This is a genomic window from Streptomyces cinnabarinus (assembly GCF_027270315.1).
GTDB lineage: Bacteria > Actinomycetota > Actinomycetes > Streptomycetales > Streptomycetaceae > Streptomyces > Streptomyces cinnabarinus.
The window spans coordinates 9,358,165-9,384,718 of sequence record NZ_CP114413.1 but is presented as its reverse complement, the minus strand read 5'-3'; the positions used below and the strand labels follow the sequence as shown (position 1 = coordinate 9,384,718).

14 protein-coding genes and 2 pseudogenes are annotated in these 26,554 nt (G+C 70.7%); 9 read left to right on the top strand and 7 right to left on the bottom strand.

Annotated elements, in window-relative coordinates; genetic code table 11:
• Positions 1-77: 77 nt before the first annotated feature.
• From STRCI_RS42235 to STRCI_RS42225, 3 genes are all read right to left on the bottom strand, one after another.
• A complete protein-coding gene (locus tag STRCI_RS42235; RefSeq protein WP_269664295.1) occupies positions 78-863 on the bottom strand; it encodes a hypothetical protein in 786 nt (261 codons plus the stop codon).
• A gap of 103 nt (positions 864-966) precedes the next feature.
• On the bottom strand, positions 967-6,972 hold the full coding sequence (locus tag STRCI_RS42230; protein ID WP_269664294.1) for a toxin TcdB middle/N-terminal domain-containing protein: 6,006 nt from the start codon (positions 6,970-6,972) through the stop codon (positions 967-969).
• A 1-nt stretch (position 6,973) separates the two neighbouring features.
• Positions 6,974-10,606 (bottom strand): Tc toxin subunit A-related protein, encoded by a 3,633-nt coding sequence (locus tag STRCI_RS42225; RefSeq protein WP_269664293.1) that lies wholly within the window; start codon positions 10,604-10,606, stop codon positions 6,974-6,976.
• 1,185 nt (positions 10,607-11,791) lie between these two features.
• Here STRCI_RS42225 and STRCI_RS42220 point away from each other — a divergent pair.
• Complete coding sequence (locus tag STRCI_RS42220) at positions 11,792-12,511, top strand: trypsin-like serine peptidase (protein ID WP_269664292.1); 720 nt, start codon at positions 11,792-11,794, stop codon at positions 12,509-12,511.
• Between the two features lie 1,498 nt (positions 12,512-14,009).
• On the opposite strand, the gene STRCI_RS42215 is transcribed toward STRCI_RS42220, so the two are convergent.
• Positions 14,010-15,287 (bottom strand): NsdA family TPR-like regulatory protein, encoded by a 1,278-nt coding sequence (locus tag STRCI_RS42215; RefSeq protein WP_269664291.1) that lies wholly within the window; start codon positions 15,285-15,287, stop codon positions 14,010-14,012.
• Between the two features lie 32 nt (positions 15,288-15,319).
• On the opposite strand from STRCI_RS42215, the gene STRCI_RS42210 reads away from it, so the two are divergent.
• From STRCI_RS42210 to STRCI_RS42190, 5 genes are all read left to right on the top strand, one after another.
• A complete protein-coding gene (locus tag STRCI_RS42210; protein ID WP_269664290.1) occupies positions 15,320-15,589 on the top strand; it encodes a hypothetical protein in 270 nt (89 codons plus the stop codon).
• A gap of 565 nt (positions 15,590-16,154) precedes the next feature.
• Positions 16,155-16,589, top strand: coding sequence for a hypothetical protein (locus tag STRCI_RS42205; protein WP_269664289.1), 435 nt, complete (start codon positions 16,155-16,157; stop codon positions 16,587-16,589).
• Positions 16,586-16,816, top strand: a complete 231-nt coding sequence (locus STRCI_RS42200; RefSeq protein WP_269664811.1) for a hypothetical protein — start codon at positions 16,586-16,588, stop codon at positions 16,814-16,816. Before STRCI_RS42205 ends, STRCI_RS42200 begins: the two co-directional genes overlap by 4 nt.
• Positions 16,813-17,328 (top strand): DUF6415 family natural product biosynthesis protein, encoded by a 516-nt coding sequence (locus tag STRCI_RS42195; protein ID WP_269664288.1) that lies wholly within the window; start codon positions 16,813-16,815, stop codon positions 17,326-17,328. Before STRCI_RS42200 ends, STRCI_RS42195 begins: the two co-directional genes overlap by 4 nt.
• Before the next feature lie 351 nt (positions 17,329-17,679).
• A complete protein-coding gene (locus STRCI_RS42190) occupies positions 17,680-18,726 on the top strand; it encodes a methyltransferase domain-containing protein (protein WP_336298843.1) in 1,047 nt (348 codons plus the stop codon).
• A 47-nt stretch (positions 18,727-18,773) separates the two neighbouring features.
• On the opposite strand, the pseudogene STRCI_RS43630 reads toward STRCI_RS42190, so the two are convergent.
• A pseudogene (locus STRCI_RS43630) lies at positions 18,774-18,851 on the bottom strand (endo-1,4-beta-xylanase); the annotation flags it as partial.
• Between the two features lie 226 nt (positions 18,852-19,077).
• Between STRCI_RS43630 and STRCI_RS42180 the strand changes: the two are divergent.
• The 3 genes and pseudogenes from STRCI_RS42180 to STRCI_RS42170 all read left to right on the top strand — a co-directional run bounded on the left by STRCI_RS42180 (position 19,078) and on the right by STRCI_RS42170 (position 20,403).
• Positions 19,078-19,632, top strand: coding sequence for a DinB family protein (locus tag STRCI_RS42180; RefSeq protein ID WP_269664286.1), 555 nt, complete (start codon positions 19,078-19,080; stop codon positions 19,630-19,632).
• 158 nt (positions 19,633-19,790) lie between these two features.
• A pseudogene (locus tag STRCI_RS42175) lies at positions 19,791-20,033 on the top strand (response regulator); the annotation flags it as partial.
• Between the two features lie 55 nt (positions 20,034-20,088).
• Positions 20,089-20,403: a hypothetical protein gene (locus tag STRCI_RS42170; RefSeq protein WP_269664810.1), complete on the top strand. Its 315-nt coding sequence runs from the start codon at positions 20,089-20,091 to the stop codon at positions 20,401-20,403.
• A 261-nt stretch (positions 20,404-20,664) separates the two neighbouring features.
• On the opposite strand, the gene STRCI_RS42165 is transcribed toward STRCI_RS42170, so the two are convergent.
• Both STRCI_RS42165 and STRCI_RS42160 read right to left on the bottom strand, forming a co-directional pair.
• Positions 20,665-22,089, bottom strand: coding sequence for an eCIS core domain-containing protein (locus tag STRCI_RS42165; RefSeq protein WP_269664285.1), 1,425 nt, complete (start codon positions 22,087-22,089; stop codon positions 20,665-20,667).
• 22 nt (positions 22,090-22,111) lie between these two features.
• Positions 22,112-26,551, bottom strand: a complete 4,440-nt coding sequence (locus STRCI_RS42160) for an NB-ARC domain-containing protein (protein ID WP_269664284.1) — start codon at positions 26,549-26,551, stop codon at positions 22,112-22,114.
• Between the last annotated feature and the right edge of the window lie 3 nt (positions 26,552-26,554).

Sequence of the window (26,554 nt, the reverse complement as noted above, 5' to 3'; positions counted from 1 at the left end):
GCCTCGGGGGCGAGCGAGCAACGTGGCGATTCAGCAACCAGCGCGCGCCGCCCGGGCTCCTGCCAGGAGACGGCCGCTCAGTGGTGTCCCGAGTACGGGTCGCGTGACCAGTCCCGCAGCTCGGACCCGTGACGCATCGGGATTCTGAGTACGCTGCCCGCTGTCCGCCACAGCGCGTCCTGATCCGCCGCCTCCACGTACGCCGGGAACCCGGACGACAGGTGAAGCCTGCCGGAGGCGTCGAGGACGAGGTAGTGAGCGCGCAGGCATGTCGTGACAGCGCGAGGGCTGCGGCACTTGACCCTGGCGACGACATCCGACCGCCCGGGTTTCGCGTACATGACGTCGAAGGCGGAGTGCGGGAAGGGAATCGCCACGGGGGGTGCCGGCGGTCGTGTTGGGCGACGCCGTTCCGTGGACGTAGGTGTGGTTGTGGAAGTCGTCCGGTATTTGTTCCATGGTGCCGGGAAGATCATCCAATCGTGGGTGCCGTGCGGTGGGGATTGCGCCGGGGCCACGGTCACGGCGGCGGACAGCCTGGACCGCAGCTCAGCCATCGGCCCTTCGAGCAGGTGCAGCGGTTCCGGACGGGCGCAGAGGTTCAGCCAGGGCTGCAGGTCGGCGCCCATCTCCACCTGGTAGAACAACTCCCGTCCTGACGAGATGCCTTCCTGCTCGAGGTCGACGTATCCCCACCGGGATTCGGAGATTCCCGTAAGCACAAGCGACAGCGCGATGATCCGTGTGGCAGGTGCCCAGGCGCTGCGGGCGAACCGGTTGCCTGATTCGTCCGTGAGCGTCAGGGACGTTCCGTAGTCGAAGACGGGCGAGAATCGTGCGTCCGGGCCGAGGACGCCGAACATTCCGGGCACTGACCAGCCGCTGTCCGTGCCTCTCGACGGGGGAACGTTCGCACGACTGGCCGAGCGGGCTGCCCCTCCCAACAGCGACCTCATGAGGGAACACTCAGTAAGTGAGAATCGGGTTGGCGCCGGCCGGCGGCCAATTGTTGTCGTTCTTGTACGCCCAGTACTCGAAGGGATTGTCGTAGTAGGCCGCCGTCTCGATGAGGCTCCCGAGGCCAGAGGCACGGGTGTCCGTGTGCCAGAGCCAGACGACGCTGCCGACGATCACACCGCCGACGGCCCACACGACGTAGGTGGCTTGGAACAGCGGGCCGAAGATCCGCTGCTGCGTGATGTGCAGTTCCTCGTGGTTGGCGATGAACGACGCGTTGACGCCCTTGCCGCCCTGCCCCGCGTTGGAGATGACGTTGCCCTGGGTGAAGGCGAAGTCCTTCTTCAGCGCGAAGCCGCCTTCGTACACGTTGCGGTTCTGGCGTCGGCTGAGGTCCTCGCGGTAGTTCGCGTCCTTGTAGAACAGATTGATCACGTGCACGACGTTGCCCAGCGAGGTGCCGATCAGGCTCCAGGTGGAGTCGGACAGGAAGGCGAGCCACCCGGACGGGCTGGACCAGTCGTAGACCCCGTGCAGGCCGCAGATCAGTCCGTTCATCCCGCCCATCGCGAGTCCGAACGGGCCTGCGACGGTCCAGCCCAGCCAGGCACCGGCGGCCGTGGTCAGCCCGGTCTCGAGGGCGGTCATCAGGCTGCCCCAGCCCTGACCGTTCACCAGGCCGTAGACCAGTCCGGTGACAAAGCCGACGGCGAAGCCGACCGCGGCCACGATCAGGTCGTCGATCCCGAACCAGAGACCGGACGGATCCTTGAAGGAGAGCGGGTTGTTCAGCGCGTAGGCGTACACGGCGAAGCCTTGCGGCAGCCGCACCACCTTGCCCGGATGCTCCAGCACATACCAGTCCGCGGACAGGAAACGCCCGAGTGCCGGGTCGTACCAGCGCGCACCGAGCTGGAGCAGCGCCAGCTCCACATCGGGCTCGCGGCCCAGGTAGCGGCCTGCGCCGCCGGGGCTCGGGCCGGCCGCGAGCGCCGCACCGAACGGCGCGTACCGCTGCCAGGCGAGGACGGCTCCGGCGGCGTCCAGGGTCGCCACCACGGTCCCGTGGTGGTCGCACAGATGGAATCGGGTGGTCGCCGCTCCGCCTGCGGATGTTTCGACTCCGGCCAGCAGTTGGGTGCCGAGGAACACATGCCGGACGGTGCCTTGCGCGGACTGCTCCCACAGCCCAGCCAGGTAACGGGTCCGCGCGGTGAGCGCCCCCGCCCCGTCGCGCACCTCCTTGAGCACACGGCGGCCCTGCGGGTCGTACCGGAAGCCGACGGTCGCCGTCCCCCCGCCGCCGGGCAGCACGGTCTCGGCCTGCTCCAGCCGGTCGAAGGCGTCAAGGCGCAGTCCGCTCAGCGCGCCGTGCGTGGTCACCTCGCCGCGGGAGCCGTACGTGACGGGTGCGGCGAGCGCGCCGGTCCGCCGGACCGAGGTGATCCGCCCGGGGTGGGAGGGGTCCGTGTAGTCGAGCGTGGCCCCGCCCGCGTCGCCGAACGTGCGCAGGTTCCCGGTGAGGTCGAACGTGTACGCGTGCTGCCGTACCGGCGCGCCGCCCGGACCCCCGGCACGCACCATGGCGGCGACGAGCCGGTGCAGTCCGTCGTAGCGGAACTCGCTGAATTCCGTGCCGCCCGGCGCGGTGTCCAGCATCCCGGTGATGCTGCCGTGCGCGTCGTACGTGTACTCCAGCGCGCGCTGTACCGGAGCGCCACCTGCCGGGACGGCGCGGACCGCGGTCAGGCGACCGGAGAGCGGGTCGCGCGGGGTTTCCACGCGGGCCCCGCCGGGCAGCCGGTACGCCAGCAGCGCACCGTCGGCCGCGTACTCCGCGTGGTCGGCGAACCCTTCGACGGCGAGGACGGCACCGCACGCGTGCAGCCGGTAGCCGATCCGCGCGCCGTCCGGATAGGTCAGCGCGACCAGCCGGCCCTGGAGGTCGTACTCGCGGCGCAGGGTCAGCGTCTCGCCGTCGACGGTCTGTTCCTCCGCCACGGGGCGCCCCGCGGTGTCATAGGCGTAGCGGAAGGTGACGGCCGATCCGGCAGGCCCCTCGCGCAGTACCGCGACCCGCCCGTCGAGGAAGCGTCCGGCGGACGGGTGGGCGGGGTCGGGGTCGGCGTCGTACACGACCTCGCGCACCCGCACGGGCGTTCCGCCTTCGGCCGGGGCGTGGTCCACGGCCGTGACCCGGCCCAGCACGTCGAAGGTGTACCGCAGTTCAGCGCCGTCCGCGCCGGTCTGACGCACCAGCCGCCCGGCCGCGTCCCGGAGGTAGCGGCGGGTGCCCGCGTCGCGGTGGCTGATCCGTACCGGCTCGGACGGCCCCGCGTGCACCCAGCCGGCCACCTCCGCCCCGGTGCCGTCGCGCAGCACCGCCACACGGCCGTCGGGGTCGAGTGCGTAGTGGTGCTCGGCCACCGTGCCGTCACCCACCTGCTCCAGCACCGCGGTCAGCCGGCCGCGGGCGTCGTACCGCTCGGTGCGGGTCAGCTGCCCGCCCTCCCGGTGCGCGATGGTGAACGGGGCACGCTCGGCGGTGAACTCCGCCCCGCCGGGGTCCGTCACCGAGGTCACCAGCCCGGCGGAGTCGTACCGCGTGTGTTGCGTGGACGGGTGGGCGAGCTGCTCGGGTGACGGGACGCCGGGCCAGCTCAGGTCCGTGGCGAAGGCGGGGGCGAGCCGGGCCACGATCAGCGAGCGGCCGTCCATGACGACCCGGTCGGTGAGTGCGGCGCGGGACGGGGCGCCGGGCGGGCCGGGCACGGTGCTCGCGGTGACGAGCGGGTTGCCGAAGCCGTCGTGGAAGACCCGGGCCACCGAGACCCCGGCCGTCTCCGGCAGCGTCATCGGGTCGGCTGCCAGCAGCTGGGCGCGCTGCGCCCCCGCCGCGGCCGGTGCGTAGGAAGTGATCGATCCGGGCACGGTCGCGGTGTCCAGCGCCCATGCCTTCGTCAGCTGCTCCGTACCGGCCGGACCGGACGGCGACTCGTACACCGCGATCAGCCGGCCCAGGAGGTCGAACTCCGAACGGCTCGTGCGGCCGCCGGGCAGGACGGTGCGCGAAGGCTCGCAGGAGCGCAGATCGAAGGCGGTCGTCGAGGTGCGTCCGGCCGCGTCCGTGGTGGCCTGCGGAAACACTCCGTCCGCGTCGTACGTCGTACGGGTGGCGGCGCCCGTCGGATCGCGCATCTCCACGGGGTTGCCCCGGGCGTCGCGGCGCACTGCCTCGGCGCGCGCGTACCACCCCGGCGCGGGTCCCTCCATCCGTTCATAGCCCAAGGCGGCTGGATCAGTGGCGCCGAAGTGGTCCGCAGGGGTGCGGGAGTCCAGCAGCCTGGCCTCCCAGGTGGCCGTGAGCAGTCCGGCGTCGGCCTGACCGACGGGCAGTCCCTCGAAGTCGGGCCCGTCGTAGCGGGTGACCCGGCAGGCGAAGGGTCTGCCGTCGCCGGCCACGGCCGTCACCCGGGCCGGGAGGTGCACGAGCCAGCGGCCGATGGTGGGGTCGGCCGGGGCCGCCACCCATTCCGTACGTTCCTCGGTGCGCAGCCACTCGCTCTGGGCGGCGCCGTCGGCGAAGCTCTCCCTCACCTGTGACGTCACATTGCCGTAGGGGTCGGGGGCCCCGTAGGTGGTGCGCTCGACTCGGTCCGGGGTGCCCGTTTCCCGGGTCTCGATCTCGGCCGCGAACGGGAACCAGACGCTTCCGGACGCGCCGCCGTCGTGTTCGAGCCGGGCGTCCCAGCGTTGGGCCGAGCGCTGGAGCGTCCGCCATCCGGCACCGTTGCGTTCGAGGCTCGCGGTGCCGACCGGGCTGCCGGCGAGGGCCCGTTGTCTGGCGCGCTCGACGAGGTCCGGCTCGTCCGGGTCGCCCTGGAAGAAGCTGACCTGCTGGCGTACCGGCAGCGCAGGGTCACCGCCGTCCACGGTGACCGAACGGAAGCCGCGGAACTCCCGGTTCGGCCCGTCCCAGACGCCGTCGTGGTAGCGGAAGGCGGTGGCGGTCACCCGGCCGGTGACGTGGTCCTCGTGCTCCAGTGCGGTCAGGACGTGGATGACGAGGGGCAGCGCCCCGCTCCACGGGTGTCCGTCCGCCTCGTCCCGTCGCCGCATCGCGGTGGTGCTGTCGTACCGCATCCGGGAGCGGCCGCCCATGCCGTTGTCCACGTGCGTCATGAGATACGGTGCCGGGCTCGCGGCGGCGAACCGCAGGACCCGGTAGCCGCTGTCCCCGGTCGCGGTGCCGCCGTCCCAGACGAATCCCGGGCGCCCGTCCCCGTACAGGTCGGCGGCCACGACCCGGCGGCCCGGCGGCGGTCCGATGGGCACGGTCGTCGGGGGCGCGAACCCGTTGCCGCACCGGTTCAGCCAGACCGTGGTCCCCTCGTCGCCGAAGTAGACGACGTCCGCGCAGCCGTCGCCGTCGACGTCGACGAGGTGCAGCTGCTCCTCCCGGTAGCCCGGGGGCAGCACGGGCGCACCGGCCAGGGAGATCTGAGGGCCGTAGCGGCCGTCGCCGAGTGCCGGCCAGTACGACGCCTGGCCGCTGCGCAGCAGCACGATGTCCTGCAGGCCGTCGCCGGTCAGATCCGCCAGCCGTACCCCGCGCTCGCCGAAGCGGACATCGGGGAAGGCGTCGAGGTCGCGCACCCGTGGGATGACCGCCGGTTCCCGCCAGCCCTGGCCCTGCTCGTGCCGAAAGGCGACGAAGGCGTCCGGGCCGGTCCACAGCAGGTCGGTGACTCCGTCGCCGTCGAGGTCGGTGAGCCGGGTCGCGGGGTCGGCCAGCCGTAGGGAGGGGCGCTGCGCGAAGGTCTGTGGCAGGTCCTCGAAGCCGCCGTGTCCGTCGGCCCGGAAGGTCAGCGAAGTGGGCTGGTCGACGGCGAACAGGTCCGCGCGGCCGTCGCCGTCGAGATCGGCCAGTGCCACATTGCTGCGGGTCAGGGAGACGAGGGAGGGCAGCACGGTCAGCCGGTAGGGGCCTTCGAACGCCCCGTCGCCGTTGTTGTGCCAGCGCCGTGCAATCCCGTCGGCGAGCTGGAGCACATCCGGCAGTCCGTCGCCGTCGAGATCGACGAACTGGGTGCCCGGGTCGCCGACCGGAGGCGGCGGCAGTAGGGCCCCGATCCGGTCCACGGATGCGTCGGCGGTGTCGAAGGGTGCGTAGTCGAAGGTGAGCGGGGGGTGCGCGATCCGCTCGGCGCCCTCGCCCGCGGACAGTTCGATGCGGTGGAGCAGGGATGCTCCGTTCGCGGCCTCGGCGTACTCCAGCCGCCAGGTGCGCAGGGGCTGGGCATCGGTGGAGCGGGTGCAGTGCAGGGCGATGGTGCGGGTGCGCAGCCCGGTGGTCCGCAGGAAGCCCGCGCGGGCCGAGCGCAGCACGTCCGGGCGCGGCTCGTAGGCCAGTTCCAGGGTCCACACCGACCAGCGCAGGGCCGCCGGATACAGCCGCTGCCCGTTGCGCAGGTAGTCGTAGTGCACGGCGTTGCCGGCCGGGTCGGACTCCTCGGCCAGCCACCAGCCGAACACCTCGCCGCCCGGGCCGGTCTCCCGTGACGCCTCGGACGTGCCGAGCAACTGGGCGCGGCCCCGGCCGTCCTGGATCCGCCAGCCGCGCGTGGGGTCGGCGCCCGGGAGCCGCTCGATCCGCCAGTGCTGCGTGTCGGTGCGCGGGCGGTACACCCCGCCGCCGACGTGGACCAGGACGTCCGCGCCGCCGAGGGTGAACTCGTCGCTGTCGGTGTAGGCGGGCCGCCCGCGGTCGGTACGGCGCTCGATGCGCAGGGGTTCCAGCCGCCAGCCGAGTCCGAACGGTCCGTTGCCGGAGCCGGTCGAGTACGTCAGTGACGGCGTCGGTCGCAGGTCGTTCGGCCCTTTCGGGCAGGGCAGCGACACCGCGTAGCTCCCGCTGCCGCGGACGAGATCGGGCTGGAAGCGGTCGCCGAGCGGTGCCACTCCGCCTCCCGCGGCGGGGAGCGCCACCTGCCCGAGGCCGGAGTCGCCTCGCACCTCAGGCCTCCGCGGGGTAGGTGAAGGAGTATTCGAGGCCGATCTGCGCGGACACCAGCCGGTCCGGCCGGACGACGCCGTCCTCGGTCACCGACGGGCCTCCGGTCAGCTCCAGCCGCCAGGTGCCGAGCGGGCTGGTCCCGACGAGCGCGGGCAGGGCGGCTGTCAGGTCGACAGCTCCTGCCGTATCGGTGGTCACGTCGACCGGGGGCTGCCCGGGGGCCGTCACCTTCAGCGTCATCGCCGCCGGGTCGACACCGGGGCGCGGCTGTACCCGGAGCTGTACCGACGCGGTGGTGAACTCACGCTGGTTGGCGGGCATCCGGACCGGGTCGAGCGTGAAGTCCACGGCAGCGCCGCGGTAGAAGCCGTACCAGGCATCCGGTGCGTCGTAGCGCAGGTTGACGGTGCGTACGGCCGACAACTCGCCGGGGCGGGCCGGCGCGGCCAGCACCGCGTCCCGCAGCCCGGGGTCGAATTCAGCCGTGTAGTACACCACGAGGTGGACGTCGACGATCCGCGCGAAGTCGAAGTTGTTGCTGCGCCGCGGCAGCCGCAGCTCCCAGGTGGTGCCCAGCCCCAGGCCCTGGAACAGACCGCGTACGCCGGTGTCCGCGCCGTACACGAACAGGTCGTTGCGCAGCTCGAAGTCCGACAGGGCCATGGTGTCGACCGCGTGCACGCGCGCGCCGGTGCCGCCGTCGCGTTGCCGGTAGCGGGTCACCCCGCCCGCGGAGAAGGTGCCGTTGAGTCCCTCTTCCGGTACGAGGCCGACGAACTCCAGCTCCACCGCCTCGATCCGCTGCTGGTGGAAGCCCGGGTGCAGCCGGTCGAACTCGTACAGGTCGGATTCGAAGGAGAGCAGGCCGGTGCGCCGGAACTGCTCGAAGTGCGCCGGGTACTCGGCGGCCAGCGAGATGACGTCCTTGATCCGGCTGCGCTTGCGCCGTGTGGTGGTGATGGCCGTGTAGGTGAAGGAGTCGATGTCGGCGAGCAGCCCGTCGCCGCCGAGGAGGACCGCGTCGGCACCGGCCGCGTTGGCCACGGCGAATCCGTACTGGTCCTTGATGACGAGCAGCGCGGTGTCGTGCTCGAAGTTGTAGGCGCGTTCCATCAGTTTGGCGATCCGGATCGCCCGCCACAGGTAGTCCCGGGAGATGTCACGCATGACGTCCGCCATCGCGGACCAGGCCTCGGGGGTGAATTCATTGGCGTCGAAGGCAGCCAGCGCCGCGTCGGCCAGCTGCGCCCGTTGCAGCGCCGCCTGCCAGGCGATCTCGGCCGCCCTCGCCACATGCCGCGCCGAGTCGACCTGGGCCTGGGCGACCGGGATCGCGGCGTTCAGCTCGGCGATTCCGTCGTCCATCTTGGCCAGCTCGTACTCACGATTGCGGCGGCCGGCCTGGAAGGTGTAGGCCGCCGCGAGTTTGCCGCGCGGGCCGCTGATCGACTCGCCGCGGTCGAGCTTGTCGGCCAGTTCGCTGATCTCGTTGAACCACGAGTCCGAGCCCATGCCCTGGGCGGTGGCGGCGGCCTGCGACCAGATCTGGGTCCAGCTGGCGGCGGCGTAGTCATCGCGCTGTGCGACGGCGTCGTCGCGACGCCGGATCGCCAGATCGAGTGCGCGCTGCGCCGCTGTCCTGTCGGCCTCGGCGGCGCGGTACTGCTCCTGGCGACCCTGCGCCTCGGCGCGCGCCATCGCCCTGGTGGTCTCCAGGTCCCGCCGGCTGGCCGCCTCGATCTGCTCCCGGCTGCGGAAGTTGACGTACTCCCGCTCGGCCTGGACGGCCTCCTGGGCGAAGCCGCGGGCGACGCTCTGGAGGTACTCGAAGGTGTGGATGGGCGAGAGCAGCAGACCGTAGAAATCCAGTCCGCCCGCCAGTTGGCCCAGGTAGGACAGGGCGCCGAGCAGGTATTGCGTGATCTCGGACTGCATCTCGGGCAGCGGCCGGTCGCCCAGGTGTCCGATGATGTCGCGCGCAAGGTCGGCGGGGGCGGTCAGGCCCGCGACGGTGTAGAGCGGTGAGGCGCCGGGCACCGTGGAGTCCTCGGTGACCAGCTTGCCGTACTGCGCCTTGGCGCCGTCGAAGTCCTCGGCCCGGTAACAGGTGTGGCCCCACTCCAGTGCGTTGCGGGCGAGGCGCACCCAGAGGGCGAGCGCCTCGGTGTCGGGGTTGAGGTAGCTGTAGGCGGCGGCCGCCAGATAGCCCTCCTCCGCCTGCCGGTACCGGCCGAGGGCGTGCTCGACGTCCGCGCAACGCATCGGCAGCGCGTAGCAGTAGAGATGGGTGAGGTAGGCGGCGGTGCTGGCCGCGTCGGCGGCCACCAGGCGCAGAGCAAAAAGGTCGGCGGCGCCCGCCCGTGGCTCGTAGACCAGCTCGGTGAGCCGGGTGGCGATCTCGTCGGTGTCGACGCCCACGGAGAACTCGGCCAGCCCCTGTCCCACCGGGACGGCGACCTTCCACGGCTGCGAGGCGACCTCGTGCTCGGCCCGGCTCGCCGCGGGAATGACCTGCCACCCATCGACGCGGCCGGGCAGCCGCAGCGCGAGGGTGTGTACGTCGTGCGAACGGGCGGGGTCGAGCACCTCGGGCGCGCGGCCGTTGCGCCCGATCAGCGCCGTGGGAACCACATCGGCCCGGTCGGAGCCGGGCCGTACGGCGAACGCGGGCCTCGCCGCGTCCGCGCCCAGCCGCAGCTCCGTCAGGTCCCCGGTGACACTGCGCACCGCGGTCCGCGCCTCGACGCCGCCCGCCTCGCCCGTCGGGTGATGTCCGTCGGAACCCGCTTCGCCGTGGACCGCTGCACGCTCACGGTGCTGCTCCTGAAGCACGGCGTCGATCCGCGCGAACAGTTCTCGGGCGGCGCCGGTGTCACCGACTGCGGTCGCGCCTACGGCCTGTGTGTGCAAGGCCTGCACCAGGCCGACCTGGTCGCCCTCGGAGCCGAAACCGTCGGCCGCCTCGGCCGCGATCTGCCGGGCCTTGTCGGGGTCGCCGCCCTGGAGCAGCGCGGCGGCGAGGTTCAGGTACGTGCTCGACAGCGCGTGCGGCGTCGTGCTGTGCCCGGACGCCTCACGCAGCGCCCGCTCGGTCACGGACACCGCCTGCTCGGGCTTGCCGTCGGCGATCAGCGTGACCGCCTGCTGAGCGGCAGCCTCCAGCAGCACGTCCCCGGTGGCCTCGCGGCGATATCCCGACTCCGTGTACCGGCCCAGCGCCTCGCCGAGCTGAGCCGCCACGGCATCCTTGATCAGCGCGGGCGACTCCGCGAATTCCGGCTGGAGGGTCCGCACCATTCGCGCGGCTGTCACGAGCAGCGCCTTCTCCACTTCGACACCGGTCGGCAGCCCGATGGCGTACCGATCCCGGAGCCACTGCGAGACGTCGAACGGAGGGTGCAGCAGCCGATAGACCAACCCGCGTGCCCGTTGGTACCCCGACAGGGCTGCCTCGTACGAGCCTCGCTGGGCATCGGCATCCGCGCCCTGCACGGCCAGCTCGATCTCGGCGAGGGACGCGCGCGCCGCGTCCGACGCGCGCCCCGACCCGAGCCGGCCCACCTCGGCGAGCAGTACCTCCCGGTCACGGAACACAGGCATCGACCGCACGGCCCCGGCGATGACGTTCGGCATCAAATCTCCCTCGTCCAGGTCGGCCTGAAGAGACTTCGCCGCAGCGCGACGAGCGGCAGCTCCGGCAATTCTGCTCGTGCTGGGCAACGACGGGTATCAGCTCGGCGACGTATTCGAGACACCTCATACTGCCCATACATCGTGCGACTTGCGGGGCGCGCCACGGCTGGCTCACCCGACCGGACCGGTCGGTCGCCGGTCGTTCGCGTTGTGGGACAGCCTTCAACCCAGCAAGGCTTCCTGACACAACCTGGACAAGGCCGCTGGGCGGGACGCCTCACCGAGGCCCACCTCACAACCGAGACAGCAGTGGCGTTCTATCGTCAGCCAGCGGCCCACAACCCGATCCGCGGCACATGGCGAACTCCTCGACGCCCAGACACGGGACAAGTTCCGCCGCCGGAACGGGCAGCGCGCGAAGGAGTCCGAGCAGGGTGTCCTTGCCGGTGTTGACGGCCATGCGTCCGCATGGATGGGCTCCGGCACGTCCGCCCAGGAGCAAGGCGATGTCCGTGAGCTGGGCGGTGAGGGGATTCGTGCGGTGTGCGTGTCGATGCGTCAGGTCCGGGATCTGCTCGGCGAACGTCCGACACCCACAGCTGCCGTTGCCGCACACGAGACGACGTGCCCACAGATCGATTCGCACCTGTCGGCCGGCGACGGGACGGTCCGGCAAACACACGGCACGCCCATTGCGGCCAAGACAGCGATGAACCGGTCCGCGTGGCCGAGTGACACCAACCGGCGGCTGGCGTCCGCGCGCCGGGGGCGTGCGCCCTTACCCGGGGCCAGGGCCGGGATGATGCTGCACTTGTCGTGCGCAGCAGGCCTCTCCAGCAGCGATGAGGAAGCCGTGATGCCAGAACCGATGGACCGCCCCGCCCCGGCAGTCAAGACGAACACCCCGAAGAGCGCCACTCGCTCACGGCTGAGCGTGGTGAGTCTGATGCTGATCGGGGGTTCCTCCTCCCGGTTCCCGCGGCACCCGCCTTCGCGGATGGAGCCGGGAACCGGGCGGTTACGCATTCCTCATATGAAGTCGTCGCCGGCAAGCCGCTCTTGACCGCAAAAGCCGCCCGACTGGGGCGTACTCCGAGCGAGGCACTTCGCTCCTACTGGACACCCACCCGGATGGCAAAGGCTGACGCAGGCGCCGGCGCAACAGGTCAAGCCACGAACACGACCATGGATGACCCGACCGTTTCCCAGGCGGTCCCGGTGTTCGGTCCGTACTCGGGAGCGAATCCGAACAGGTTCATCGGGAAGGTCTTCTTCACCCTCCCCAACGGCCAGGACAGCAAATGCAGCGGCTCGGTGGTAAACGCGTCGAACCGGTCCATGGTGTCCACCGCCGCACACTGTCTCTACCCGGACGGGCGGTCCGGCGGGGCGGTCCGCAACTTCGCCTTCGTTCCGGCCGCCTATGCGGGCACCACCCCTCTCGGCGTATGGACGCCCCGTAACCTCTTCGTCCCGCGGCGGTGGGCTGAGGAGCCGCACATCACGCAGTTCGACTTCGGCGCCGCCATCATGACCCGTGATCCCGCAGGCCGCGGAATCCAGGACGTCCTCGGCGCCTTCTACGTCCAACGCAACTTGGGGGACGCCTTCGTGGATGCCATCGGTTACCCGGAAGAAGGCCGCTTCAATGGGCAACCGATCATGCAGTGGTACTGCGCTGGATACTCAAAGATGCTCGACTCTCGCACAGAGCGGTCGCTGAAGTGCGACTTCCTCCCAGGGGCCAGTGGCGGCCCGTGGTACAGGACAGTCCGGCCGTTCCCCACTCTTCCTCCGATCTGGTACCTCAGGGGCCAGACCAGCACCTACGGCGCAGGAACCACCTACAGCCCCTACTTCGGTGACGGAGTCTTCTCCTTCTACCAGCAGGCAGGTTCACGCTAGCCTGCCGTCGATGGCAAGGCAGAACAGGTCACGGATCATCGCCACCAATGCGGGCCAGCGCCTGGACAGCCTCTTCGGGCGGCAACCACCTGCCGTTCAAAGGCGGTGCCATGACCTGGCGCTGTAGCCGCTCTTCGTGGCCAGTTGCCGCGTGCTCAGTTCACTGCGGTCCTTGAGCTTCGTATGCGTACGACCAACTGGCTTACCTGTGGATGCAGTTCGCCAGGCAGCTCCTTCCAACGCGATAGGCCCTCCCCCACTCGCGCTTTGGCATCCCCGCTCCCGGCCGCGTGGCCCGAAGTCCCCCCGTATCCCGGCGCGATTCTGCATCACCCGTCACTTAGATCACGGTTCTCCGGTGCAGCAGCCCTGCTGTGGAACCAGGCGGACACGTTTCAGCAGGTCAGCGGATGGGACATCCCGCGACGATGCCACTTTCGCCTCAGCCGTGGCCTGGCTCCACACCCAGCCCGCAGTCTCGATGAGACACCGGCCGCTGCGGTCGGCTCCGCCAACGCACCTCAATGACACCTTCAACGGAGGAGAACAGCATGCCGGCCCGACAAAGTTGCGGAACTCCGTGCGTTCGACGACTGGCGTAGCCGTGCTCACTGAAGAAGGACGTGCCAAGTGAAGGACAAATGCTCCGTCCTTCTCTCCGTGGCTTTCATCACCTTCCTGGTGGTGGGCTGCGGAGCTGAGAACCGAGGCTCGAATGATGGGGAACAGACGCAGAATCGGGCAGCGGCAGGCGTGACGGGTGCGCCGGTCAGAGATCTGACGACCGTGGAGGAAATCGAGGTCGACCGCGCGGAGGAAGTACTCGTCAAAGCGTGCATGGTCCGCCAGGGCTACCCGTACTGGCCGGGGCCGGTGGCAAGCGCCGCGGAACGCAAGGTCGGAGCCTATGTGGTGGACGACGTCGAGTGGGCTCGCCGCTGCGGCTACGGGCGGCCCTTCGACATCGCGGCCGAAGAGGCGCGTCGCAGCCACCCGAACATCACCTACGCCAACAAGCTCCCCGAAGAGGAGCGCATCCGCTACTCGCGTACGCTCGACGGCGACTTCGACGACACCATCTCCGCCGAGGTGCCGTCCGGCGGCACGGTCCGGACCCCGCGCGGCGGCTGCCACGCCGAAGCGCGGGAGCGGCTGTACGGCGACTATCCGACCTGGTTCCGTGTCAAGAAGACGGTGACGGGGCTGACTCCCCTGTATGTGCCGGAGATTCTCCGGGACGAGCGCCTGGCCGCCGGCGCCACAGCCTGGACCCGATGCATGCGTGAGTCGAAGCGCCCTTTCAGCAGCCCGGACGAGATACGCCAAAAGCGGGAAGCCCTGGTGGAGGGAATGACCGCATCTCAAGCGCAGCAAGCCGAAATCAGCCGGACCTACAAGAGTCGTGCAACCGGCACGGCTGTCGCCGTTCCCACAGAGCGGCTGAGCACTCTCTACACGGCCCCCGCCTCAGTCATCGATGACGGGGGCCGTTCCACGTTCAGGCCGTGCGGCGCAGCACCATCGCGTCGTACAGGGGCGCATCCTGGAAAGGCAGCACTTCGCCGAACCACTCGTACCCCCACCCCTCGTACAGGCCGCGCACCTTCGGATGAGCCCGCTCGACAAGCAGCGTCACCCGCTCCTCCGGCCGACCGTGCAGCAGCGCGTCATGGACCAGCTTCGCCACCCCGGTCCCGCGGACCTTGTCCACCACCATGAGCTCCGACAGGGCGAATGTACGGGCGCCGCTCTCCTCGGTCGCACCGTCTGGCACCGGGGTGCGCAGCCCGCCCCACGACCGGGTGGCCGGCTGCAGGGTGCACCCGTACGCGTAACCGACCGGCACCTCGTCGAGGTAGCCGACGACCGCAGCGAAGCCGGGCACCTCCGTGTTCCAACTGAGCCGCTCGTCAAAGCGGGCCACGCTGTGGAACTCCTCGCCGAGCCGGTCAGCGTAGATCTCCGCGTACACATCGAGCAGTTGGGCCCGGATGTCCCCGAGGTCTGCCGCGTCCCTGCGCTCCAGCCGTAGCCCGTCCACGCCCTCACACTCCCGTCTGCCGTGTTCGTTCCAGGAAGTCCGCCGCTTGGGGCACACTGCCCGCGTAGCGGCGCATCTGCTGCCGCAGGTCGTACAGCCGCCCTCGGACCCGGTCGCTGTGTACCCGCTCCGCCATCGTGGCCGCCTGCCCCACCTCGTCCGCGGCATGCTCGACGTCCCCGCCGTCGAGTAGGGCCTGAGCCCGCTGCAGCATGTAGTAGACGCGGTTGCGTTCGAAGCGGGGCTCCAGCATGCCGAGCGCGTCGGCGGTGAGTTCTCCGCCCGTCCGTACTTCCCGAGCGCCTGGTGCGCGACCCCTGCGAGGCCGGTGAGTTCGGCCGGGGTGAGGAACGACAGCCACGCCGCGGGTTCGCCCTGGGTGCGCCCGTACGACGTCTCCGCGCGGGCCAGGGACCGATCGGCGCGCACCCGGTCCCCGACGCGGGCATGGCCGACGGCCTGCCGGCAGTGCAGCAGTGCCATCAGCCACGGATCGGTCCTGGCTTGCCGGGTCTCGACGGCCGCACGGCCGATCCGCAGCGCCTGCCGGTCACGGTCCAACAGGCGCGCCTGCATCGCCAGGTTCGACCAGACGCGTGCCTGTAGCTGGCCGTCACCGGCGAGCATGCCCGCCTGGAGGGCCTCGTTGTACAGGCCGGTCGCGGCTTCCTGCCGTCCGGCGTCATATGCGAACCAGCCCGCCGACGCGGCGAGATCGCCCGCGGCCGCGTACATGGCGCGCTCGACGCGCTCGCCGTAGGTGCAGTGTGGTTGAGCCCGTGATGGACCTGCCGCACGGCCTGCGCCGCGACCTCGAGGAGGGCTCCGCCGCCGAGGGCGTGGTCGTAGGTGTACAGGGCGAGGACGATCGCGTGGATCCGTTCGACGTCAGCGGTGCCGAAGCGGCCGGCGGAGGGGATCGCGTCGAGGCCGAGGGCGGCGGCGAGGCCGACCGCGATGAACTCCCGTCGTCGCACCGGGTCTTGATTCTTCACGCGCGTCGGCCGCCGTGGCGGGGGCGGGGCCGGGACGCGTGATGACTTGCGCGGGGTGAAGCCCATGGTCTCCGGGCCGCGGCCGAAGATTTCCTGAAGCGGCAGAAGGTAGCGGGACCAGGGCCATTGCACGTCTCCGGCAATCCAGCGGCGCACGTGCCGGTCCGTGCACTGAGTGGGCTTGCCGAAGATGTCCTGTGCGGTCTGGTTGACCTGCTCGGCTAACCCGGTGTGGGTGTAGCCGAATTCGGTCAGCAGCGCTTCCAGCTTGGTGTTCCGCTGTCTGGCCGCGGCCGTCCCCCATCGTGCGCTCGCGTCCCTCGACGGTAGCCCCACCGCCCTTCTCCTCGGGTAAAACTGTCCGGTCCGTGGGCGGTAAGTGCCCTGGTTCTGTCCTGATCAACAACAGGACAGTTCCGGTTTCCTCGGGTAACGACGAAACCCGGCGGCCGCGCGAACGGCCCCGGGCGTGGCCAACGCTCAAACGCAAGGGAGCGTCGACATGACGAGCAGTACGGCCCGCGGTGGGGCGTTAGCACCACCAAGTCCGCCCGCGACGCACGAGGTTGAAGCGTGGCTCGCTTCCGACCACCCCTTTCCTTTGACGGTGAGCCCGGCGTGGGACGGCGAGGCCAGGCTCGCCCTGATCCCGCTGGGGCGGCTCTTCGACGCGGTCCGCATCTCCGTAGCCGTCGCCCACCACGCGTTCGCCAGCAATGACGTGCCGGTCGTCGCCCGGCGCCTGGCGCGGCACGTGCGTGATGGCCCCGTCATCCATGACCCCGCAGGCAGCCGCTACTACGCCCTGGTCCCGCCCGGCACCACGGAGGACTGGCGGGCGCCCGCCGCGGAGTGCCTCGGTGAGGGCACCTACCTGGGCGTTCCCCGCCCTGACCTGACGGAGCTGGATCAGGGCACGGGCTGCTCGTACTGGGCGGTGCCGATGTCCCGGCCGGGCAAGCTCTGCCGGGTGTCGGACGTGCTGACCGTGGCCATGGTGGGCGGTGCCCTCGCCGACGAAGAGCCCGAGGCCGCGTCGTGACCGGCATCAAGCCTCCCCAGGCCACGAGCGCGCGGCCGGTGCGCGTCGACCCCTTCGAGGCGATGGAGACGCTGAGATCAGCCCTGGACGAAGCCGGGATCACCTTCCCCGGGCTCTGGGTCAACTCGGCCTCGTCAGAACCCCAACTCGTCGAGCTGGGCGAGGTCCGCGCCGACGTCGCCCTACAACTGGCGCACGCACTCCAGCTAGGGGCCCTCGAAGCATGAGCGCGAAGGAACTGACGGAGACTCCGGCTGAGCTTGTAGACATCGCCACGATGCGCGCGACCGTCGCCCAGGTCCTCCCGCCCGACGTCACCCCCACTAACCCGGCCAGGCTGGCGACGCTGACCGGGATGATGCGCGGGCACATGCATTTGCTCATCCCGGAGGTTGAGCGGGCTGCAGCGGAACAGCCCGCCGCCGACGTACCCCGGTACGTCGCGCTCGCCTGCGTCCGCGAAGCCCGCGGCAAGCTGGAGGCCAGCCCCGGGCTGATGCCATCCGACGCCGGGGCGTACACGCGCAAGCTCGGCCGGTCACTGCTCGCGCTGTGCGACCACTACGAGACGCTGACCGGCGTCCGCGTGTGCCTGGCCTGCGACCAGCCCATCAGACCCGGTGAGGCAACACAGCCGTACGCCCAGGTCAGCCCCTCCGGCGGGGCAGCATTCTCTGGCCGGATCCATGAACACTGCGCGAACGCCGTCCGCCTGGCTGCCGGCGCCTCCCCCGCGTAGAAGGCACCCAGGCGACCGCATCGAGACAGAGGCACCCCCATGAACCCCCGCCCTGGCCCCCGCCGAACGGGTTTCAGCGGACCATGACGAAGGAGAGACTGTGCTCGACATCGTGCAGAACGGCGGCGACGGGCTTCCCGGCGAACCCGCACCCCCGCCCCCGCCCACCCCGGATGGCGGCCCCGGAGTCCCCAATCCACCCAAGGCCGTCTGAGCCATGACCATCAACGCACACCAGGAGCGCCCCAGCCGTACCGAACTGGGGCGCAAGCTCATGGCGGGGGCGCGCTCTCTTCCGACTGGGTCCGCTCGTTCGCGGCCGTGCCCCGCTCCTTCTTCCTCCCTGACCTCATGTGGCCCTTCGATATGGAGACGGGGCGGAGCGTTCCGGTCTCGCGTTCGAAGGACCCGGCGGCCTGGTTCGGGTACGCGGACGCCGACGTACCCGTCGTCACACAGTGGGACGACGGACAGCACACCGGCACCGAGCCGGGAACGGTGGCCACCTCGTCGGCGTCCATGCCATCCGTCGTGTTCCGGATGCTGCGGGACCTGGACGTGCAGCCCGGAAACCGCACCCTGGAAATCGGCACCGGCACCGGATGGAACGCCGCGCTGCTCGCCCACCGGTTGGGGGCTGAGAACGTCGTCACCGTGGAAGTCGACGAGGCCGTTGCGACGCGGGCCCGTACAGCTCTCCGTCACTTCGAGCTCCCGGTGCGGATCATCCACGGCGATGGGCTGAAGGGGTATCCGGAAGGAGGGCCGTACGACCGGATCATCGCCACGTGTGGCGTCCGGTCCATTCCCGTCGCGTGGATTGAGCAAAGCCGGCCGGGCGAGGCCATCGTGGTCCCGTGGGGGACTCACTACAGCAACGATGACGCCGTAGCCCGCCTGGTCGTCTCGGAAAACGGAGCCGACGCCACGGGAGCGTTCACCGGCCCCGTCGCGTTCATGAAGGCGCGGGCCCAACGGCTCGTGCCCGTCACACACTCCGAGTACGTCACGGACAGCGCAGCCGACCGCGAGAAGTCCTCCACGCCGATCACGGAAACCGAGTTCCTGGGCGAGCGATTCAGCGCCCAGCGGTTCGCCCTCGGGCTCAGTCTCCGGCACTGCGTGCACGTCGTAGCCGAGAAGCGCGACGGCGCACGACCTGTGTGGTTCTTCGGGCTCGGCGATCGGTCGTGGGCGTGCGTCAAGTTCCAGGACGGCCAGGCGCACTCGCAGGTCTGGCAATCCGGGCCGCGCAGACTGTGGGACGAGGTGACCGCCACGCTGGACTGGTGGCGGGAGGCCGGCGAGCCGGGGCACGAGCGGTTCGGCCTCACACTCACCCCCGAGGGCACACACCGGGCCTGGCTGGACGACCCCACGGACAGCTGGGCAGTCTGACCTGCCTCGGCCCGTCGCGACGGCTCGCCGGGGCAGGGCCGAAGTCAGCCCATCTGCCGGGAGTGCCAGGCAAGGGTGTGGCCGCGCACTTGCTTGCCGTTCTGCACCGCCCACTTGTAGACGCGGCCACGGTGCCCTCTGTGTCCTCCACACCGGAAGCGGACGGGTGCGGATGCGAGCCCGGCTGCGCCTGCTGCGCGCAACGCCGGTCCGCATGGCCACTGGCTGTGTTTACGCGGATCAGCACGGCCCGGTGTGACGTGGCGGCGCGCCGCGGCTGGCTGCTGGACGGTGAAGCGGGCATCATCGCAGTCCCCGGCGGAGCCGGAGCGGCGACCGAGAGCAGCAGTCATGACGCAGGCGCACCCGATGGACCGGCAGGCTGTATACGACGGCTACGAGCGTGCCCGGCAGACCTTCCACCGTCTGCTCGACGCCGCCTCCGAATCCGACCTCGCCCGTCCCACTCGCGGCACCCGATGGACCAACGGACAGCTGCTGTGGCACATGCTCTTCGGCTACCTGGCCGTCCGGGCGCTGCTGGTCCTGGCGCGCGTCTTCGGGCGGCTCCCCCGCGGCGTCAGCAAGGTGTTCGCCCGGCTGCTGAACGCGGCCACGGCGCCTTTCGATCTCATCAACTACGCGGGTCCCGTCGGAGCGGTGAAGGTCATTACGCCCCGGCGGATGGGCGCCGCGTTCGACCGGGTCATCTCCTCACTGCGCCGCCAGCTCGAAGCAGAATCCGAGGCCGGCCTCGCACGCGGCATGCACTACCCCGTCCGATGGGATCCCTTCTTCAAGGACTTCATGACCCTCGCGGACATCTACGGCTACCCGACCGAGCACTTCGACTTCCACCACCGCCAGCTCACTCTCGGCGAGGCGGCCTCGCGGGCTCAGACCTGAACGATGCCCGGGCATCAAGGGCGCCGTCGGCGCGTTGTTCGGGGAATGTACGGGTGTCGCCGTGCCCACGGGAGTGCGGACCGGTGCGCGGTGAGCATCGACGGGTTCACCGGCCCGCCCGCACGTGAAAGGCAGCGTTGACAGAGTCCAGGGGCCTCGTGCTGATCGTCGAGGACGAGCGTCACATCTGCGATGTGCAGCGGCTCTACCTCGCCCGCGAGGGCTTCGGTGTCCACGTCGAGGCCGACGGGAGAGCCCCGCTCGCGGCCGCGCGGCGGATGCACCCGGTGGCGATCGGGCCGGACATCGGGCTGCCGGGCATGGACCGTATCGCCGTCTGCCGTGCCCTGCGGGACGCGGGCGACTGGACGCCGGTACTGCTGGTCACCACGCGCGGCGAGGAGGCCGACCGGATCGGGTCCCCAGCGTCGGCTACAGCGCGACGGACACCACCGCGTGAACCGCCCCCGTCGCGCCTCCCTCACCCGCAACACTGTGGGGCTGACCACCGTCGTGGCGGCCCTCGCGGTGGCGCTGACCGGGCTGATCGCATGGCAGACCGCCGCGCGCGGGGCGGAGCAGCGTGAACGCGACCAGCTGGCCCGGCACGCGACGGTACTCAGCCGCCTGCCGGCCCTGTCCGAGGCGCTGTTCACCGGCGCCCAGGTGCTGGCGCGGCCGAACGGGGTGCAGCTCGCTGTCATCGCCCCGGACGGCACGGTGAGCGGAACCGCCACTCCGGCCGTCGACCGGGCGGCACCGGACAGCTGACGCTGCGTCCCGTACTCAAGGAGGGGAAGGTCACCCTCGCCGTCGACGGGCTCACCGTCCTCGGCCGCTCCAGCCCCACCAGCCGGCTGGGGATGGGCTACGGCGGCCCTGGACCGGAGGCGGACGCGCTGAGGGAATACGCCCTCGGGCTGAAGGCCACTTCCGTGCACGTCGAGCCGGACGGCCTGCGCGTCGCTCTGACGGGCGGCCCGAGCGCCCCGACCGGCGCTTGACGCCGACGGGATCAGGCTGGCCAGCTTCTTACCTGACCTTGTATTCGGGGCCCTCAAACGTATGGACATGGCCCGGGCCCAGGACCTTGCCGGCGGCGTCGAGCACGGGTTTCGGAGTGTCGGAGGTGAAGTACGCCTCAGCGCTCACACCGCTGGCCTCGGCGGCCCGCTTCAGGTGCGTCAGTTTGCTGATGGTCTTGTCGAGCTCTATGGCCTTCGCGGGGCCGCCGACCTGGATGAGTTCCTGTTTGGGGCCGAACACGTCGACTCTGGCGACACCACCCTGGCCGTTCGGCAAGGTGTAGCGAACCTCGACATCCTGGAGCACGCCCCCTTCGCCAATCTTGGCGCTTCGAGCGTCCCTGGCCAGTCTTCCACCGGTCAGCCGAGCGACGGCCAGTTCGTTCTGGAATCCCTTGTCGACCCGCATTTCTCCCGGACGCGGGCCCGCGAGGTCCCGCAGTGTCGGTGGGTCCGGCTTGTAGGCGCCCCTTCTCGGCTCGTACGTCGTGGGTGGCCGGGGTTCGTAGCCGCGGACCTCGGGGGCCGGCTTCACGAGGCCTTCGGACGCGGAACCCGGCTTCATACCAGCCGCTCCCTTGGCCGTGCCGGAGACGAAGGCGTCGTTGACGGCCTGTTCGCCCGCCTCCTTCTCCGCGTTGATCCTGGCCTCGGGGCCGATCCTGCCTCTGGAGACGAACCGGTTCTCCTGAGACCGGTGCTTTTCGAGGACGTTGTCAATGACGACGGGCTCCTTGGTGTCCATCTCGCGGTGCCGCAGGGGGCCGTTCCTTTCCAGCTCCTCCTCCAGGTCGCGGGGCGAGATCTTGCTGCTGTCGATGGGGCCCCGGCCAAGCCCCAGGACGAGCTGTGCGAAGCTCTTGCCGGTCCGCTTCTCTAGTTCTCTGCGGACCTCGTCGTCGGTCCGTCCGTCCCGTCCCCGCTTCTCCTGGCGGGCGATGACGGCGCGGCCCGAAGAGTCGTACTGGACGACGTGCGCGAGCTCGTGCGCCAGGAGACGCCGGCCCGAGTCGCCATGTACGGACTCCCCACCGCCGAGGACGATGTTCCGCCCGAAGGTGTAGGCGCGCGCCCCTAAGCCCCGCGCCAGCTCGGCGGCCTCAGGTCCGCTGTGCACGCGTACGCCGCTGAAGTCGTGCCTGAAGGCCCGCTCCAGCTCCGTCCGCGCCGAGGAATCCAGGCGATGCCCACCGCTTGCGGGTACGACGCCCCCGCCCGGGACATTGCGTTCCGCGGGGCGCCCGGCCGATGCCGTCACCCCCGTGGCCATCGCCCTGCCCGGCACCGCCAGAGCACGGTCGGCGAGCACGTCTGCCGCGTGCTCCATGGTGTCGCTGGACTTGGTGACCGCCAGGCCGCGCGCCGTCCATGGGGTCTCGCCTCGGCCTGCCCCGGAAGCCGGGGAGCGGTGGGCGTGAACGTACGAGGGCATCACGTTCCTCCAGGGTCAGTGCTTAAGGCCACCATCGGCTGACGCCGCGGGTTTCGGCCAGGATGGCGGTGGGGACGCCTTCGCCGCCCAGGGCCACGACAACCGGGACCAGCCCGGCGAGGTCGCTGAGCAGGTCCTCGCGGGCTTGGCTTGAGGACTCGCGGAACGGCGAACCGCTCGGCCGTCCGGTCCAGACACCGGCGAGCGTTTCCCTGGGCAACGTCGCGATCCGTGTGGCGACTTCCTCAAGCGCGCGAGCCCGGCACTCCGGTTCCCACAAGGCACTGGCTACGTCCAGCGCACGGGCTGGCTCATCCAGTTCGGCGAGCCGGACGGCCACGGCCGAGAGCATGTGCTGCTCGGTGTACCAGTCGTGAGCGGGCCACACCCACTCGGGCGGCACCGGCTCGGCCGACACGCCCGCGCCGGCGATCCGCTCAAGCAGACGGTCGATCGCGCGCAACGGCAGATCCCGGACGATGCGCGGCAGCGCGGCCGCGAGCTCGTGGCTGGGCGGCCCCTTCGTGAGGATGTCCAGCATGCCGAGCACGGTCTCTGCGATGTCGTCCCCGTCGGGGTGCCGTGAGGCGCCCGGCTCGCGGAGGGCCAGCGCGACAGAGGTTTCCGGGAACGAAAGGCCGGCGCCCTCCGCCGTGCTGGGGAGCAGCCCCGCCACCCGGTCCGCCAGATCCGGCGGCGCGTGACGCGCGACGGCCGCGAACGCCATGTCTTCCATGTCACCGACGTGGACAGCCGAAGCGGGGCCGTCCCAGCCGCTCTCAAGGCATCCGAGGGCTTCTTCCGCCACATCTCCGCGCGTATCGGCCGGTAGGTGCGCCAGCAACTGGCTGAACAGGAATGCCTTGAACAGCATCGCCTGCCGCTCCTCCCACTGCCTCAACCGGCGTTGGTGTTCCAGCCAGTTCTCCCGTTCCTTGACACTCTCTGTGCTGTCGTCCACCCACTGGCCGTCTTCGAGGTAGGGCCGCACGGACGACTCACGCGTTCTCACCGTGCGGACGACGTCCATGGCTTCACCCGGGTAGCCGGCGTCCGCGAGGGAGTTCAGCAGCGTCGCGTACATCTCGCACAGCTGGGGTGTGCTCCACACGGCCCAGAGCCACGTCCCATGGCCGAAGTCACTGGCCAACAGAGCAAGCACGTCAGCCGGGCGGTCAGATACGAGGTGGGCGACGCCGGACATCCGCGCCCCGGGATCCTGCGGCGCCATCGCCGTCTTCCAGGCCTTGTCCAGCAGAAGCCTGCTGGCCGCGGGGTCTGGGAGCCGGGGTGCGATGGCCACCGCGCTCGCGACCCAGTCCACCCCGGTGGCCTCCTCAGCCGCCCGCTCGGCGTCCTCGAGGCGTTCCTCGGCGATCAGATGCGGGACGAGCCGGCTCGTCGCGCGGCCGCGCGCGGCCGCGTCTGCGATGACGCCCGCCAAGGCGAGCGCCTGGGAGACCGCCGCCGCCGGCAAGTGCCGCGCCATGGCTGCGAGCGTCGTGGCGCGCTGGTCCCCGTCGGCCAGCGACGACACGAGGTCAATGGCCTCCTCTGGATGGCCGAGTTCGGCGTGGCGGGCGGCGAGCGCCGCGAGTGCGGGGGTCTGGTGTGCCTTCTGATGCTTGACGCGCGTCAGGGCGGTTCGAACGAGCGGTGCGGGCAGGCGCGCGGCGACAGTCGCCAGGGCCTGTGCCCGCACTGGCGACGCCCCGGCCTCGAGCGCCTGGTCCAGCGCCCGCTCAAGTGTCCTGGTTGCCTTCGGCTCGGGCAGTCGCTCGGCGATCCTCGCGTACGCCGCGGCCTCCTCGGCCTTGTTGCGCAGTACAGGGATGTCCTCCAGCAACCGGTGTACCTCCGCGTCGGCTAGCCAGGGGAGGTAGGGCTGCAGGGCCCGGATGCGTTTGACCGGTCCGCGCGTGTGCTGAGCGCGCTCCATGGCGGCCTCGCGGAGCGGCTGCGGCAGGTCCCGGGGATTCCGTCCGAGGGCGCGCCAGCGCGCCTCGGTATTGCCGATCCGCTGGGCCGCGTCGACCGCGGCCTCCGGCAGCCCGCTGTCGGAGAGCACCTCGGCGACGTGGGACAGCGCGCTCGCTCGCTCCCGGGATGGCGTGACCTCCTGGGCGGCCCGGACGGCCTCTTCGGCCGCCTCCGGCCTGTGGCGGGCCGTCACGGCCAGGGCCGTGGCGCGCAGCGCCGGATCGCGAAGCCGGTCAACCGACGCCCGGCCGTTCTCGACATGGCGCAGTTCGATCAGCCGGTCGGCCAGCTGGCCGACCGCGGCGGCGCGGAGCCCCTCTGGTGAGATCGCCTCCGCGGCCGCCAGTGCCTCTTGGACCAGACCGTCCGGCAGGTGCGGGGCGAGGGCGGCCAGCGCGGCGCTCCGCTGTTCCGGGTCGGGGACGCGGGCGGCGTAGGTGAGCACCTCGCGGGCCGCCCGTACCTGGTGTCTGAGGGCGGCGGCGAGCAGGTGCGGCGGGATGTTGCGCGCCAGACTGTTCAGGGATGCCGTGATCAGCGCGTAGCGCAGCTGGAGCGTGATGCTCGGGCCTGCTCGGCTGGGGTCGGCGGAGTCGTAGGCCGCCTCGGCCAGTTGCCATGCCAGGCTCACGTCGGAGAGGAAGCCCGCGATGTCGCCGAGGCCGCTCTTGGCCGCGTACCAGGCGTGGCGGCCATCTTCGGCGGTGAGACCCAGAAGCCGGTGCAGTTCGCCGGCCTGTCCGGCCTCGGCGAGGTGGCGGCACAGGTATTCGAAGAAGTAGCCGTCGTCCGGCCCGCTCGGCCAATCATCCGGGCACTGGGCGCGGTAGGCGTCGAGCAGCTTCTGCTGGCGATCCCGTGCGTCGCCCGCCTCGGCCCGTACGGCGCGCACGTAGTCGAAGAGAAGGTCGTGCAGGGACAGGCGGTCATCGGCGTCGCGCTGGACCAGTGACCACTGGACGAGCAGTTCGATGTCGTCCTGCGCCTTGCCCGCCGACAGGCCGTCCGCCTGCCACAGCGTCAGGAGCGCGGCCTGTGGAACAGCCGCGTCTTCCGGGAAGAGCGCGAAGTCGAGGTACCGGCCCGCGACTTCCCTGTCGGGGAGCGCGTCCACACTGACCCGCAGCGCTTTGAGGAGGTTGTCGGCGTCCGGGTACCCGGGGAGGTACTGGCGGATGCCGCCCAGGTCAGCGGTGCGGAGCTTGTGCAGTACGTTGTCCCACCGGTAGCTCCGCCCACGGACCATCGCCCCGATCATCGACAGCGCCAACGGGAGCCGCCCGCAGGCGCGCACGACCTCTCGGGCACGCTCCAGGTCGGATTCCTCGCCGGCCCATTTCGTCAGCAACTCCAGAGCGAGGTCCTCGGACAGCACGCTCACCTGGTACTCGGCCGCGAACGGGGCGACTTTGGCGTAGCGGCTCGTGACCAGTATCCGGCCGTGCGGGCCGAGGACGTCGAACGCGCTGAGATCCTGCCCGGACCACACATCGTCCAGTACCAGCAGGCATTTCCGGGCCGCCAGCAGGACCTTCAGCCTCGCTGTGCCCTGATCCGCGTCGGCGAACGCGCGGTCCCCCTCGCCGAGGTCCTCCGCGAGCTTGGCCTGGCTGCGCGTGAGCTCGCGTTCACGGCCGAGGGTCACCCACAGCACCCCGTCCGGGAAGGACGCTCGTACGCGCTCATCCCGCGCCGCCGCTGCGGCGAGAACGGTCTTTCCGATGCCGGGCATGCCGTGCACGACCACCGGCTCGTCGCTCGCCGACAGCAAGTGGGCGACAAGAGCCTCCACCTCCGCGTCCCGGGAGACGAAGATGCGCGGTTTGTCCGGGACGTAGCCGCTCACCCGCCCCGCTGCCGGGGTGAGGTCGGCGATTCCGGCCAGCAGCGGGGCGAGGTCCTCCGTCCTCGTGACCCAGGCGTTGTTCCAAAACCAGGAATCAGAGGGGTTGTAGCGGGCCGAGACGATTCCGATGACCACGCCGTCGGACAGGCGCCGAACGGGGGCGCCGCTCATCCCCAGCGCCACGTCCTTCGAACTGAGCCGACCCAGCGCCCCCCGGTCATCGCGCACCGTACGGCCTTCCCAGGTTCCACTGGCATTCAGGTACCGGTACTCGTAGGGCGGGTCTTCCACCTTCGAAACACCGGTGACGATCACGTGCTCCGAGTGACCCACGCTGTCCGTCGGGGCCAGGACCGGTACGGAGGCCGTGAGTGAGCGGTCCGAGCGGATCACCGCGAGGTCGTGCACCTCGTCGACCCGCTCGACCTCGCCCGTGAAAGCCGGGCCACTGGCGAGCTCATCAAGCGGGTCGAGCGTCACCGTCGAGCCGCGCTCTCCGGCCCTCAGATCGTTGAGCACATGCCAGGCGGTCACGAACACGCCCTGCGCGACCTGGAAGCACGTACCTTTTGGAACTCCGGATGAATCGAGCACCCGGCCGAGGAAGGCGGGCACCCGCCCGGAGGCGGTGTTCACCGG

What these genes read in the sequence shown, in the direction of transcription:
- STRCI_RS42235 (WP_269664295.1), bottom strand. Translation starts at nt 863, where the DNA reads ATGTTCGGCGTCCTCGGCCCGGACGCACGATTCTCGCCCGTCTTCGAC.
- STRCI_RS42225 (WP_269664293.1), bottom strand. Translation starts at nt 10,606, where the DNA reads ATGCCGAACGTCATCGCCGGGGCCGTGCGGTCGATGCCTGTGTTCCGT.
- STRCI_RS42220 (WP_269664292.1), top strand. Translation starts at nt 11,792, where the DNA reads ATGGATGACCCGACCGTTTCCCAGGCGGTCCCGGTGTTCGGTCCGTAC.
- STRCI_RS42215 (WP_269664291.1), bottom strand. Translation starts at nt 15,287, where the DNA reads ATGTACGCGGCCGCGGGCGATCTCGCCGCGTCGGCGGGCTGGTTCGCA.
- STRCI_RS42195 (WP_269664288.1), top strand. Translation starts at nt 16,813, where the DNA reads ATGAGCGCGAAGGAACTGACGGAGACTCCGGCTGAGCTTGTAGACATC.
- STRCI_RS42190 (WP_336298843.1), top strand. Translation starts at nt 17,680, where the DNA reads ATGTGGCCCTTCGATATGGAGACGGGGCGGAGCGTTCCGGTCTCGCGT.
- STRCI_RS42180 (WP_269664286.1), top strand. Translation starts at nt 19,078, where the DNA reads ATGACGCAGGCGCACCCGATGGACCGGCAGGCTGTATACGACGGCTAC.
- STRCI_RS42165 (WP_269664285.1), bottom strand. Translation starts at nt 22,089, where the DNA reads ATGCCCTCGTACGTTCACGCCCACCGCTCCCCGGCTTCCGGGGCAGGC.